The organism is Marinobacter similis (genome assembly GCF_000830985.1).
Taxonomy (GTDB): Bacteria; Pseudomonadota; Gammaproteobacteria; order Pseudomonadales; family Oleiphilaceae; genus Marinobacter; species Marinobacter similis.
Map to the genome: position 1 here is coordinate 276,884 of NZ_CP007151.1, position 12,846 is coordinate 289,729.

The 12,846-nt window shown below is 56.1% G+C and carries 11 protein-coding genes and 1 pseudogene; 10 read left to right on the top strand and 2 right to left on the bottom strand.

Going from position 1 to position 12,846, the window contains the following annotated elements:
* Nucleotides 1–41: 41 nt before the first annotated feature.
* On the bottom strand, nucleotides 42–1,382 hold the full coding sequence (gene pabB, locus AU14_RS01250; protein ID WP_041338305.1) for an aminodeoxychorismate synthase component I: 1,341 nt from the start codon (nucleotides 1,380–1,382) through the stop codon (nucleotides 42–44).
* Between the two features lie 458 nt (nucleotides 1,383–1,840).
* On the opposite strand from pabB, the gene AU14_RS01255 reads away from it, so the two are divergent.
* The 3 genes from AU14_RS01255 (at nucleotide 1,841) to AU14_RS01265 (ending at nucleotide 4,187) form a co-directional block, all read left to right on the top strand.
* Nucleotides 1,841–2,176, top strand: a complete 336-nt coding sequence (locus AU14_RS01255) for a hypothetical protein (protein ID WP_041338307.1) — start codon at nucleotides 1,841–1,843, stop codon at nucleotides 2,174–2,176.
* A 165-nt stretch (nucleotides 2,177–2,341) separates the two neighbouring features.
* Entirely contained in the window at nucleotides 2,342–3,277 is a 936-nt protein-coding gene (locus AU14_RS01260) for a DUF6160 family protein (protein WP_041338309.1), read from the top strand.
* A gap of 118 nt (nucleotides 3,278–3,395) precedes the next feature.
* Nucleotides 3,396–4,187 (top strand): DUF6160 family protein, encoded by a 792-nt coding sequence (locus tag AU14_RS01265; protein WP_041338311.1) that lies wholly within the window; start codon nucleotides 3,396–3,398, stop codon nucleotides 4,185–4,187.
* A 296-nt stretch (nucleotides 4,188–4,483) separates the two neighbouring features.
* On the opposite strand, the gene AU14_RS01270 is transcribed toward AU14_RS01265, so the two are convergent.
* Nucleotides 4,484–4,930 carry a hypothetical protein gene (locus tag AU14_RS01270; RefSeq protein ID WP_236744270.1) on the bottom strand — a complete coding sequence of 149 codons (447 nt, stop codon included), beginning with the start codon at nucleotides 4,928–4,930 and terminating at the stop codon, nucleotides 4,484–4,486.
* 238 nt (nucleotides 4,931–5,168) lie between these two features.
* Here AU14_RS01270 and AU14_RS01275 point away from each other — a divergent pair, with 238 nt between their 5' ends.
* The 7 genes and pseudogenes from AU14_RS01275 (at nucleotide 5,169) to AU14_RS01305 (ending at nucleotide 12,807) form a co-directional block, all read left to right on the top strand.
* Nucleotides 5,169–6,200 (top strand): DUF58 domain-containing protein, encoded by a 1,032-nt coding sequence (locus AU14_RS01275; RefSeq protein ID WP_041338313.1) that lies wholly within the window; start codon nucleotides 5,169–5,171, stop codon nucleotides 6,198–6,200.
* On the top strand, nucleotides 6,197–8,272 hold the full coding sequence (locus tag AU14_RS01280; RefSeq protein WP_052471917.1) for a transglutaminase family protein: 2,076 nt from the start codon (nucleotides 6,197–6,199) through the stop codon (nucleotides 8,270–8,272). Before AU14_RS01275 ends, AU14_RS01280 begins: the two co-directional genes overlap by 4 nt.
* A pseudogene (gene holB, locus AU14_RS01285) lies at nucleotides 8,269–9,299 on the top strand (DNA polymerase III subunit delta'). Before AU14_RS01280 ends, holB begins: the two are co-directional and overlap by 4 nt.
* Nucleotides 9,300–9,406: 107 nt before the next feature.
* On the top strand, nucleotides 9,407–9,757 hold the full coding sequence (locus AU14_RS01290) for a PilZ domain-containing protein (RefSeq protein WP_008171779.1): 351 nt from the start codon (nucleotides 9,407–9,409) through the stop codon (nucleotides 9,755–9,757).
* Nucleotides 9,758–9,769: 12 nt separating this feature from the next.
* The gene (locus AU14_RS01295; RefSeq protein ID WP_052471918.1) at nucleotides 9,770–10,690 is read left to right on the top strand and encodes an alpha/beta fold hydrolase; all 921 of its coding nucleotides are present in this window, start codon (nucleotides 9,770–9,772) and stop codon (nucleotides 10,688–10,690) included.
* Nucleotides 10,691–10,751: 61 nt separating this feature from the next.
* On the top strand, nucleotides 10,752–11,594 hold the full coding sequence (locus tag AU14_RS01300; protein WP_236744271.1) for a DUF4892 domain-containing protein: 843 nt from the start codon (nucleotides 10,752–10,754) through the stop codon (nucleotides 11,592–11,594).
* 4 nt (nucleotides 11,595–11,598) lie between these two features.
* Nucleotides 11,599–12,807, top strand: a complete 1,209-nt coding sequence (locus tag AU14_RS01305; RefSeq protein WP_041338316.1) for a patatin-like phospholipase family protein — start codon at nucleotides 11,599–11,601, stop codon at nucleotides 12,805–12,807.
* Nucleotides 12,808–12,846: the final 39 nt, after the last annotated feature.

Genomic DNA, 12,846 nt, shown 5'->3' on the forward strand with positions numbered 1-12,846 from the left:
AGTTGAGCATCAGGAAAGGCTAGGGGGTTTGTATCGGCCCCCTAGAGATTCTCCAGGAAGTCCATCAACGGCTTAACCTTCGTCAGGGTTTCCTGGTACTCGCTTTCAGGGTCGGAATCGGCAACGATCCCGCCGCCACCCCAGCAGCGAATAGTGCCCTCGCCATCGCACAGCATGGTTCGGATGGCAATGTTGCTGTCCAGTGAACCATCCAGTCCCCAATAGAACACCGAACCGCAGTAAGGGCCCCTCCAATGTGGTTCAAGTTCGTCGATGATTTCCATTGCCCGGATTTTGGGTGCTCCGGTAATCGAGCCTCCCGGAAAGGCGTCCATCAGTGCTTTGATGGGTGAGACATCCTCAGCTAGATTGGCCCGAATGTGGCTGACCAGATGGTGCACATTACGATAGGACTCGAGAGCGAAGAGCTTTTCCACCTGCACACTGCCCACCTTGGCGTTCACGCTCAAGTCATTTCTCAGCAGATCGACAATCATCAGATTTTCGGCTCGATCTTTTTCTGAGGCCTGCAATTCCTCGGCGTACGCGTTGTCTTGCTCCTCGGTTCCGCCTCTGGGGCGGGTACCTTTTATCGGGCTGGTGGAAATGGTGCGGCCCTGGATCTCGAAAAAACGCTCGGGCGACAGAGAAAGGATGGAGTGACGCCCAATTCTGATGAATGCGCTGTAGGGCGTAGCGTAGGCTTCGGCTAAAGATTGAAAAGCCGCCCAGGGCTCTCCGATGTACCTTGCGGTAAATTCTTGAGAGAGATTGGCCTGATAGCAGTCTCCCGCATGAATGTAGTGATGAACCGCGGCGACATTCTCTATGAAACTGGCCTTGGTCTGACTGGGCGTGAACCGACTAACAATTTGCCATAGGGGATGCTCGTCGCTGTTGTCTCGGGACATCCAGTCGGTAAGTGTGTCGCGGGTATGCTGCGGGCAGTCCGGATGTATCCAGAGGTAGCGGGTGTCTGATTCGGCATCGTAGCTTGCGGCCCACAGGTAGAAACCGGCGAAGAGCACCGGAAAAGCCATTTCCTTACCCAGCCCGCTGAGTTTTGACTCCCGTTGTAGACCGAATTCATAGGCCAGCACTCCGTACCAGCCTCCCAGCAAGTAATTGCCGCTCTGGGTCTCTGCAATGGCGTATTTCTCCATTGGCTCGGTCATCGCAGAAGCGATTGAGTCCACGGGGGCTTGGGCAAGATCATTTAATTGAAGATGTTGCTGCGCCAGAGCGGTGAAACCTCTCATCCTGCCCCGTGCACTCCCTGCGCCTTCGCTACCGATGTAAGCAAAGTCCTCTGCGCGGGAGGCATGCTTCAACAGGCGCTCATAGGCTTCTCGGGACAGGGTCGCTAACGATGGCGAGGTCAAAATGAATTCCTTAAATAATCTCTGAAGTGATAAGCCGTGCACAGTTAGCACGTTGTTTCCGGGTAAGTCGCGCTGATCTAATAGTGCTCGTACCCTGCGTTCTGAAGCGCATTTTACTTCACTGAGCAGGGTTCCGGCATTTATTACGCTCAGCAAAAGGAATAAGAACTATGATGCTTGGCTTCCAGTCCTCCCTTTTATCCTGCCTGCACTCATCGGCTCAGGCTCTTCTGACACCTCGGGTAAGTTTTCGGCGTGCTTTTGCCCTCGGGGTGACAGCCATGGCTGTTGGCTCAGTCAATCGGCTTTCAGCGCGGAGGAGATCAAACAACCCACCCCTGAGCAGATTGCCACAGAAATCCGGGCGAATACTCAGTATCTATTGCAGCATGTCTCTAACAAAACCAAAGTCATCATCGAAAACCATGACGATTTCGCACCATTCGGCGCGGGCACTGATGCCAGATGGCAGCGTTCGTTACGTTTGGGCCGTACCTCCGGGTGAGCCGCTGATCGGGGTCAATGGTCAACTGGTACTGAACTCCGTTCGAAAGGCGTTATCAATGCAAGCTCAGCAAGGGCGCATTCTTGGCTCGGCGGTGGTCTACGACTACAAACCGAGTCCGGATTCAGAGATCGACCAGGTCAATATTGAGCTGGAGTATCTAGGCGGCCACGCCGAAGTGGTGGCAACGGAATATACGCTTTCGTCCGGCGGCGTGACTTTCCATGAGGGTGCGGCCAAGACGTATTCGCCTCTGGTCTTTGCTGGAAACGGAACCGGTTCCCCCTAGTAAGCGGAGTTCGTCACAAAAATTATCGGATCGTAAGTTTGTGTGACAATCCGTTACTGAAATGTGCTTCACCTCGCAGTTTGGGGTGTCACGGTCTGACAGACTGATCTCGCAGCCAGAGGAAATGGCTGTTGAAGAAAAAAATAAAATTCTAGGAGATCTAGTATGAAAGGCCTGAAGAAAATCGCTCTGGTAGCCGCAGTTGCTGCCGCCCCGTTTGCCGCTAACGCGGAAATGCAAGCTCTGAACGACGCCAGCATGGGCGCTGTAACTGGCCAGGCAGGTGTGACCATCGATCTGTCCGCTAACGTGACCATCGGCGAGATCGCTTATGAGGACCAGGGTTTCCTGGCATTCTCTGACGTAAGCCTCTCTGGCCAAGGTGGTACTGACCTTGACGACATCCGCCTGACCATCGACGTTGCTGGCGACACAACTAACCAAGACCTGGGAACTGCCGCACTGGGCGCAACCTACCTGGCCGGTGCTGGTTTTGACGTAAGCGGTGCCAATGAGACCGCGCAGGCCGTTACCGACGGCGACCTGGTTATCGGTTTGCGCTCACAGAGCGGCCTTCCGGTTGATTTCAACCTGAGCGTCGGCGAAATCTTCCTGTCCAAATCTGGAAGCACAGTTGGTGCCCTGCAGTCTCGCGCTAACGGTGGCACCGGCGGCACCACTCTGGTGTCAGCCCTAAGCATCGATGGTTTCTTAGGTCCGATTGACATTGTGATCAATGAAGAAAGCAACAGCTTGAACGTCAATGCTTACTTCAGCGCCGAGGGCAGCTTGACCATGCCGTTCATGGGCACCAGCCTGGACTTCGAGCTGCACAACCGTCGCGGCGCGACCGTGTCAGGAACGCTGGCTGGTACTGATTACAGCTTTGCTCATGCCCAGGTGGACGTAAGTGTCGTTGACAGTCATAACGCCGGTACAGTGACTGCGCCTAACAATATCAGTGCCCTGCGTGTGAATGTTCAGGACTTCTCCGGTGACCTAGACCTCACCAATATCAACACCGGTGGCACTGAAAGCATCGGTAACGTATACATGACCGACCTGGCCGTTCGTGCCGATATGGTCATCTACGGTCACTAAGCCTTGCCTTAGTGAGAAGACCGGCGACGTCCTCGGTGAGGGCGTCGTTTTAGCTTTCCTGTTTTGATTCTGAAAATGCGTTTCTATCGACTCTGCTTATAGTCTGTCCGGAGGTGATATGGTTTCACTGCTAAGGTTTGGCGCTCTGGCCGCTTTGCTAACGGGTTCGGCTGGGGTATTTGCAGACCTGAAACCTGTTGCGGACGATGAACTGTCGAGTGTTGTGGCTCAGGCGGGCCTCACCGTTGAGTACTCGGGTCAAACCTATCTTGGCCAATTCCGATTCGAAAATGCAGGCGCCTATCAGGTGGATGGCATCACCATGGGCGGTGCAGGTGTTACCCAGGCAGGATCAAGTGAAGGTTATGGCGTGAATTTCGATGATGCCAGAATGACCTTGGATATCGATTTCGATGGCGTATTGGACGTGGCCTGGCAGCCTGGAATCTCTGACAAAATCGACTGGGGTTTTCGCGCAGATGACGTCACCCTGGAGAGTTCTGGTGCCAGACAATCAGCTCTGTTCACCAATGTCGAGGCGTGGGGTTTCCTGAAAGAAGTTCGCCGTAGAGTTAATCCGCCTGCTGCAGACGGTTCATCACGGGGCGTCAGTACCTACTCGGAATTCACCATCGAGAATCTGACAGCGGATGCCAGCTCTAATACCCTTGGGATAGAGGGTGGATACGTTAAGGGAATGGAGCCGGCGGGATTTGCGGTGCTGGATACCACCTTCCGTCCTCTTTCAGCTGCACAATCCGGCATTGGCAGGGACACTGTGACCGTAGAGGTACATAACTTTGCGGCCGACATTGGAATGAGTAATCTGTCGATAGGCGGCGTGGGTCTTGGTGCTGTCACATTGGACAATGTTCGGGTGACTGATACGGCGATTACGCTAAACCACTAACTCCCCGCACCATTAACTTCCAACACTTAGTTCTCTTAAGTCTTTATCCCTTTCAGCATCTTGAGCTTTAGCTAGCGACTAACTCTTTTCCGCATGACTATTTTGCGTCAGCAGTCGTGATGCCAATTACTGATCCGGTACTGCAATCGAAAGATCGAATCCGCCGCCTGGTCTCGGGGTCAGGTTGATCGGCCCCTCGTTTATGGCCTGTGGAATCTGGATCCGATCGATACCGGGCGGGTTGCCAATTGAGAAGTTCAGATTCTGTCCGTCGAAACCGATGCCCAACTGATCGTTCAGGAAGGTCTGAGTGAAGGCTCATCGGGAATCTCCGCCTGTTGACCGAAAATAATAGGCGGGATCGTGGGTGTGAGCTCAGCTGGCGGCTGAGCCCTTGCCAGTTCATCCTGTGGCAGGAGCAGGGCGCGTCTCAGGAACTCTTCCTCGGCACTTGCCAGTGCGTCCTTTCTGCCTTCTTCCACATATCGCTGCAGGGCTTCCCGGTACGCTTCTTCCTCGGCCTCGGTGAGAACCGGTTCGCCCGGGGAAATGGTCAGGGCGCGGATAATGCGCTGGCGGTCTGCTTCTGATTTCTGTTGTTTCTTTGGCACGATGATAACGGCAGAGTCTTTAACGTAAGTCTCGACCATTTCGTCTGAGGTGAGGGCCTGGACACCCGCCAAGGCGGGCAGGGAAGCAGTAATCCCGGCAACTGCAGTGGCAAGCAGATTCAAGCGTCTCATAATCAGGTCCTTTTCACGATTGCAGGCTTTCAGGATTGAAGGCTGCGAATGCAGGCTTCTGACATCGCACAGAAACCGTCCGCTCCATAGTCAGTATTCGGTTTGTCTGACAGGTTTTCAAGTTGGTTTTTGTTGCTTTGTGATCAGATTCGACTCAAATCGGGTATTGTTAGTTAGGAGCGGCAATCGAGAGGATGTTGTCGGAACTTTCAATGCATTTTGTCGCCTCAAGGGCACCATGAAAAACCAAGTATCAAAGCGCTGGCAACGTTGGGTAAATCGGAAACTTCCCCGGTCCGACGTTCAGACATTCAGTCAGAAAAATATTTTCATTTTGCCGACCGGAGCCGGAGTGGTGTTCGGCATTCTGCTGCTGATTATGCTCATCACCGGTATCAATTATCAGAACAGCCTGATCTACCTGGTTACCTTCCTGCTCGGCGCGGTCTTTGTCGGTGCCATGCATCAGACCCATCGTAATCTGTCGGGGCTGCAGCTGGCCCTGGTTCAACCCGGCGAAGGCGTAGCCGGTGATGAAGTGCCGTTCCGGTTTCGCGCAACGGCTGGGCGAGATGATGCGGTCGCCATCCTGTTGTCGTGCGAGGAATTCAGTCTGGGGGCTACACATATCAAGGCGGGCCACTCGAAGGACATAATCTTACCTGTACCTTCTGCATTCCGGGGCTACCTCCGACCCGATAGAATCCGTGTCGAAACCCGCTTTCCGTTTGGCCTCCTCAAGGCCTGGTCCTGGATCAGGCCGGTATCGCCCGGCATTGTTTCACCCAGGCCATTGGCGGCACCAGAGGTAACCAGCACCATCGAAGCCGGCGATGAGACAGAGCAAGCCAGCCCGGCGACTGGCAATGACCATGCGGAACTAAGGCCGTGGCGTGAGGGCGACCCGAGCCAACGGGTTATGTGGAAACGGTTCGCCAGGAACGGTCAGATGGTCGTTGCCGATTGGGAAGGTGAACGGGGCAGCCCTCATTGGCTGGACTTCAATGCCTTTCCCGGCGCTGATTACGAACTGCGGCTAAGCTACCTTGCGTGGCTCGTCAACGAGCGCGAACGAACTGGTGCTCGTTTTGGCTTGAGTCTGCCCGGGCAAGTCATCGAGCCAGATTCTGGTTCCGCACATGTAAACCGTTGTCTCCGTGCGTTGGCGGTTTGGGGCGAGGAGCGCCCGAGGGACGCGATGACCGAGCGACACGGCAGCCGGCACCCTAAATCCGACAGCGCCGCGGGCCCACTGAGGAGGCGCGCATGAGTGTCTCTGATGGTAGCTCAGTGTTCGTAGCGGCTGATGGAGCGACAACCGGATTGCCTTCGCGGGCGTTGCTGTGGCTGTTTGGTAGTTTTGCAATTCTGCTCACGCCGCAATTGGATCGCCTGCCTATTTGGCTGATAGCTGCCTGTCTGGTGCTTGCAGGATGGCGGGGAGCGGCGCAGTTTGGCCATGTGCGCCTGCCGGGTCGGTGGTTGCGCACGGGGATCATGCTGGTGCTTGTTGCGGTCTATATTGCCACCGTTCAGGGGCGTTTCACCGTGGATACGGCAGCATCGTTTTTTGTGCTGGCGGTTGGGCTGAAGTGGCTTGAGACTCGAACCGTGCGCGATTTCTACGTGCTGTTTTTCATCCTTGCCTATCTCGGCACTGTGAATTTTCTGTTTCATCAGGAAATCCATTGGAGTCTCATTAATATCCTCGCGGTTGCCTTGCTCTTGGTCGGTTTGCAGATCATCAACGCGCCGGATCTTCCTGGCAGCGTGAAGGCAGGCTGGAAAAGGCTGGGCCTGATGCTGCTGAAAACCCTACCCATTGTCGTTCTGCTTTTTGTGTTTTTTCCGCGTATGGAGCCACTTTGGAGTGTGCCCCTGGTTTCTGGTCAGGCGAGAACCGGCATCAGTGACACCATGCGGCCGGGCGATATTTCGAATTTGGCTCAGAGCAGTGAACGCGCCTTTCGAGCCACGTTTGGTGGAGAGATACCGGCGTACCGAGATCGGTATTGGCGTGGACTCATCTTGGACTATCTCGATGGTGAAACCTGGAGGCAAAGCGACAGCGATCCGTTTCAACGCCCGGGACGGGTCGCTATGGATGGCGGTGTAGGGGAGCTGGAGTCCGGCCAGTACGATGTGCTGCTTGAGCCAACCGACCAGCGCTGGGCCTTCGCGTTGGAAGGTTCGCGGGCCGTATCGAGTAATGTGATTGAGGAGTCCGACGAGCTCTTCAGGTTCAGGCGGCCGGCAGATACCTCGGTGCGGTATCGCCTGGCCCGGGAAGATGCCAGCACACAAGCTCGTGAATTTTTGACCTATGAGCAGCGCCGGCGCTACCTCCAGCTCCCGGCGACGGGGAATCCCCGTGCCCGCGAGTTCGCTCGTGAGCTGCGCAGCCAATACGGCGACGTAGAGTTGGTTCGTGCGTTGCTAACCCGATTCCGGGAGGAGCCCTACTTTTACACACTCAGGCCGCCTGCCATGGGCGAAAATGGTATCGATAACCTGTTGTTCGATTCTCAGCGCGGTTTCTGTGCCCACTATGCCGGAGCCACCACGTTTTTGCTCCGGTCTGCCGGTATTCCAGCGCGGGTTGTTGTGGGGTATCAGGGCGGAGCGCCTGGCGCTGGCGGGGATTACCTGATCGTCCGTCAGTACGATGCCCACGCCTGGGTTGAGGTATGGATTTCCGACAGAGGATGGGTTCGAATTGATCCTACTGCCGCTATAGCGCCAAGCCGAATTGAGTCAGGTTTGCGTGATGCGGTTGCGGAAGAAGGCTCGTTCCTGGAAGACAACTGGGCGTCGCCTCAGCGCTATGCCGATATCGCACTGGTTCAGTGGGCCAGTCTCCAGTTGGATCGGATCAATTATCAGTGGCAGCGCTGGATAGTGGGGTATCAGGGACAAACCCAGATGAATCTGATGTCCCGTCTTCCCGGTGGCTTTGGCATGCGGGAGCTCGGCTATCTGACCGCCGGTATTGTTGGGTTTGGCTTACTGATTGCCGGGCTGGTTTCCGCCTGGCAGATCCGTCGCGGAGGATCCCGTGATGCTTTTCTTCGCATCATTGGCGGTTGGCACCATTTGAGCGCCAGGGCGGGGGTGCCGGTGCGAGTGGGCGAAACGCCAACAACGTTGGCCGCCAGGCTGGCAAAGGCCGAACCTGCCGTTGCCGAATCCGCCAGGCTTTTTGCCCACAGCATTAACAGCCATTACTATAGCGATGGCTCGTCTGCGGGTCGCGATCGCGAGCTCAAACGCCTGCGGCGTCTGTTGCAGACCATGAAAAAACAGCTTCGGCGTCGACATTCAACCATGGGAAAACGTTCTTGACCGATAACGCGCGCAATATGCCCTGGCACTCAAGAGCCTGGGCCACGGTTCGAAGCCAATGGTCTGACGGCCGGTTGCCCCATGCCCTGATCATTACGGGTGAACGTGGTGTGGGAAAACGTGCCTGGGCCCAGGCAGTGGCGGAATTACTGCTGTGTGATACCCCGCTATCGGTGAGGCGGGTGAACCTGCTGCGTGCGGGCGCTGTAAACAGTGTGAACTTTTCGCAGCAAGCACCCATCCGGATCTTCGTGCGTACGCACCGGAGAAGTCCCGGATGGTCAAGGTTGATCAGGTGAGAGCCTTGTCGACCTTTGCGGTGGCGTCGCCCCAGGTCGCCCAGCGAAAAGTCGCGATTATTGATCGTGCTGACCAGCTCAACATCAACGCGGCCAATGCGTTGCTTAAAACCCTGGAAGAGCCTCAGCCGGATGTCACCCTGTTGCTGCTGCAGGAAAGCGGACGGCCACTTTTGCCGACAATACGTTCCCGCTGCCAGACCGTTACCATACCTACGCCGGACGTGGAGGCAGCCAACAACTGGCTGGTGGGTGAAGTGCAGGCTCTGGATGAGGCGACCCGGCCCTCTGCTCAGGTACTGGCAAAAGCGTTAATGCTCTCCGGCAATGCGCCGAGGCTGGCACTCGAATATGCCACAGGTGAGTTCATCGGATTGCGTGATAAGGCGTTTGAGCAGTTCAAGCAGTTCATGAAAGGGCGCGTGCCGGTAGCGGAAGCGGCCAAGGCATTCAAGGCGCTGGGGCTGGAAGACAGTCTCTGGTTATTCGAAGGTTGGGCAGCTGATCTGGCAAGGCTGAGTCTGGGCGGTTGCGCGATTGATACAGAAGCTGAGGAAATGCTTGGCTTCCTTGCCCGGTCAAATCCCGCGTGGCGAGCTCATGCGCTATTGGATATGGTCAAGGAGGCTCGGGAGGCTGGAGTCTACAATGCCAACCCCGAACTGGAAGCAAGCCGATTGTTGATTGCCTGGCAGAAGTTGATGCCGGTAAAACGTCGGGCAGGTTGATGATTCCTGATAGCGCCTTCCTGACAAACAACTGCTATGATTGCGAAAAGACAGGGATTTTTGTCCCTGCAACAACCTATTGAGATCACAAAGGAAAGGTGTCTGTTATGGGGCCCGGATTTGGTGCACGCAGTGGCATTCTCACCCTGACCATTAAAGACAAGGCGGTTCTCTATGCCGCCTATATGCCGTACATCCGCCAGGGCGGATTGTTCATCCCAACTCAGAAGCAGTATCAGCTGGGCGACGAGGTTTTTCTGCTATTGAACCTCATGGATGAACCCGAAAAAATTCCGGTGGCTGGCAAAGTGATCTGGATTACCCCGAAAGGTGCCCAAGGCAATCGGGCCGCCGGCATCGGCGTTCAGTTCAATGGCGACGACGAGACCGCCCGCACCAAAATTGAATCCTATCTGGCGGGGTCGCTGAGTTCTGATCGTCCCACGCACACGATGTAAGGCGAGCCGCGCATGAACGATACCGCCGTACCTCCTGAGGTCTTTCAAAGCGTGACCGAGTTTCGGGAAGCGGAATGGCAACTCAGGAACATTCGTCTCGCGGGATTGCACTGGCATGCAGAGCGCAAAACCACGAGCGACGTGCCGGTGCTCATGCTGCATGGCTGGCTCGATAACAGCCTGACGTTTATCAAGCTGGCCCCTGAACTAGCCTCCCAGTCCGAAGTGTATGCGGTTGATATGGCCGGTCATGGCAAATCCGGACATCGTCCCGCTGGGCAAAGCTACCTGTTGATGGACTATGTCGCGGATCTGGCAGAATTGGTCGAAAATCACCTGCTCGTCAATGACAAAGAACAGATTGACCTGGTCGGTCATTCCCTCGGTGGTATTGTCTGCGCGCTTTACGCAGCGGCCTTCCCGGAGCGGGTTCGTAACTTGGTGATGATCGACAGTCTTGGTGCAATCAGTCGCCCGGTTGACCAGACGATTCCTCAGCTTCGGCGAGCCATACAGAAGCGGCTGGCAGGTTCGGGGCGTCAAACGGTTTACCAAGATATCGAAACTGCGGCGAAGGCCAGGGAAGGGGGGCTTAGCCCGCTGAGCCCGGAAGCTGCGCTGACCCTAACCCCGCGCAACATGAGGCAGGAGCCGGGCGGTTACGTCTGGCGGACCGATTCACGGCTGCGCCATCCAACGCCTTTGATGATGAGTGAGGATCAGGTCATGGCCTCGTTGCGAGCCATTACTACGCCGACCCTGTTCGTGCGCGCTGAATCTGGTTTGCTGGCGAGTCGCAGCGGGCTGGATGAGCGGGGCCAGGCTATAACGAACCTGAAGGTTGCCCATGTCCCGGGCGGACACCATTGCCACCTGGATGGAAATACGCGCCCGGTTTCCGAGGCCATCAAACACTTTCTGAGCGATGAATAATATCCTTTCAAAAAAACTGTTCTCCGTCTGCTTGCTGCTGTCAGCATTCGGCCTTTCGCCTATGGCGACGGCTGCTACCCCCGAGGTAATGCCTGACCCTTTTCCCCAGTCTTCACTTGAGACCACGACGACCATCCGGTCACCCGGGCATCTGGTGCTTTTTAGTCCGGTTCGGGAAGTGAATGATGAAATTCGCTCTGAAACCATGGCCAGGCTTCCGGTACAGGGTGAAGGACGGTTGTACGAAATTGCCCGCGATTCGAGTCGCGCCAAGGCCAGGGATCATTACCGGAGTTTGCTGCAGGCTCGGGGCGCCCAGATATTGTTTGAGTGCTCAGGGATTGGTTGCGGTCGGAGTAATGTCTGGGCCAATCAGATTTTTGGTCAGCGCGTTCTCTATGGTCGAGATGCTACCCAGGATTACCTGGTCGCAGGCACCACAGAAAGCGACGGCAGTCGGTGGCTAACTCTGGTTTACACGGTAACCCGGGGCAATCTCAGGGAATACGTTTGGATTGAACACCTCGCTGTGGAGCCGGGCGCAATGGTTCCTGGCCTGGGCAGCGTGAATAACAGGATTCGAGGACCGGTTGTAGTGCCCTGGCAAGGCGGGGTTACCTATCGTTTTGACTGGTCGGCCACAGAGCGGCGCAGGATTTCAGAGTGGGCTGGTGACGATGCGGCTACGGTTATTCTTACGGGTTTTGCCGCTCTTGGAGCCAATGAGTCGGTAGAAGAGGCAATGTCCCGCGCTACCGAGGCAACAGAGTCGTTGTCGGACGTCCTGTCCAAAACCGGGGTTCCGGCCGCGCGCCAGAAACTCATCATTGTTGGTCCGGGCGTTCCCATCGCCGACCCCAATCGCCAGGGCGATCGGGTGGAAGTGACGGTTATCACGAGGTAGTTAAATGGGTGATTCCACAAGCAAGCCGGGGTCCGACCCTGAACAGACCGTGACGTCTGGCACTGAAGACGGTGCCTCGGCAGTAGTAAAAAGCTCTGATGTATCCGCGGCCGCATTGGAGTCATCATCAAGTCAGCCAAAGTCGGCTGCCAAACGGCAAACGGTGGCGCTGACGCTGGGCAGCGGTGGCGCCCGAGGCTATGCCCATATCGGGGCGATTGAAGTCCTGGTTGAGCGCGGCTACGACATTATTGCGGTGTCTGGTTGCTCCATGGGTGCGCTTGTCGGCGGAATGTATGCGGCAGGCAAAATGCAGGCTTATAAGGACTGGGTAACCGGCTTGGGCCAGTTTGACGTTCTTAAGCTGCTTGATGTCACCTTCAATTCGGTCGGTGCAATACGCGGTGAGAAAATTTTCTCGGTTGTCCGGGAGATGCTGGGCGATACCAAAATCGAGAACCTGCCCATTGCGTTTACCGCGGTGGCCACCGATTTGCTCGCCCACAAAGAGATCTGGTTCCAGGAAGGTCCGCTCGACCAGGCTATACGGGCCTCTGTAGCAATTCCCAGTGTCGTTACCCCGTTGGTGCTGAATGGTCGGGTCCTGGTAGATGGGGCGCTGCTGAATCCGCTTCCGATCATCCCCACCATTTCGTCCCACGCCGATCTGATTGTCGCGGTGAATCTCAGCGGTGAAGACGAACGGCGTCGCAGAATCCCAGACGCGGCGTTCAGCCCGGATGGCGAAGGTGCGGACATGGATGAATGGATGGACACGATTCGGGAAAAGGCGTCCCGTTGGTTTGACTGGGATACTCTCAAATCCCTGACTGCTCGAAAAGGTGAGGGTGATGAAACCCCGGAGGATAAGATCTCCCGGGAGATGCGGAAGAAAGACGCGGTGAAGAAGGAAGAAAAAAGCGGACCAGAGAAAAAGGCTCAGGAAGAGCACGAAACCATCGATTGGGACAAGCTGGGGATTGGCAAGTTCGATGTTATGAACCTGACAGTGGAAACCATGCAGAGCGCTCTTGTGCAGTACAAGCTCGCCGGTTATCCGCCGGATCTGCTGGTAAATATTCCCAAGAACGCCAGCAGAAGCTACGACTATCACAAAGCGCCCGAGTTGATTCAGCTTGGCCGCGAGCGCATGTCGGCAGCACTGGACAGATTCGAGGAGAACCGCAACAGCTCCGGCCCACTCGCCATTTGATCGGCGTCTGCAAGACCGGACGCCGCAGAGGCTGCAGGG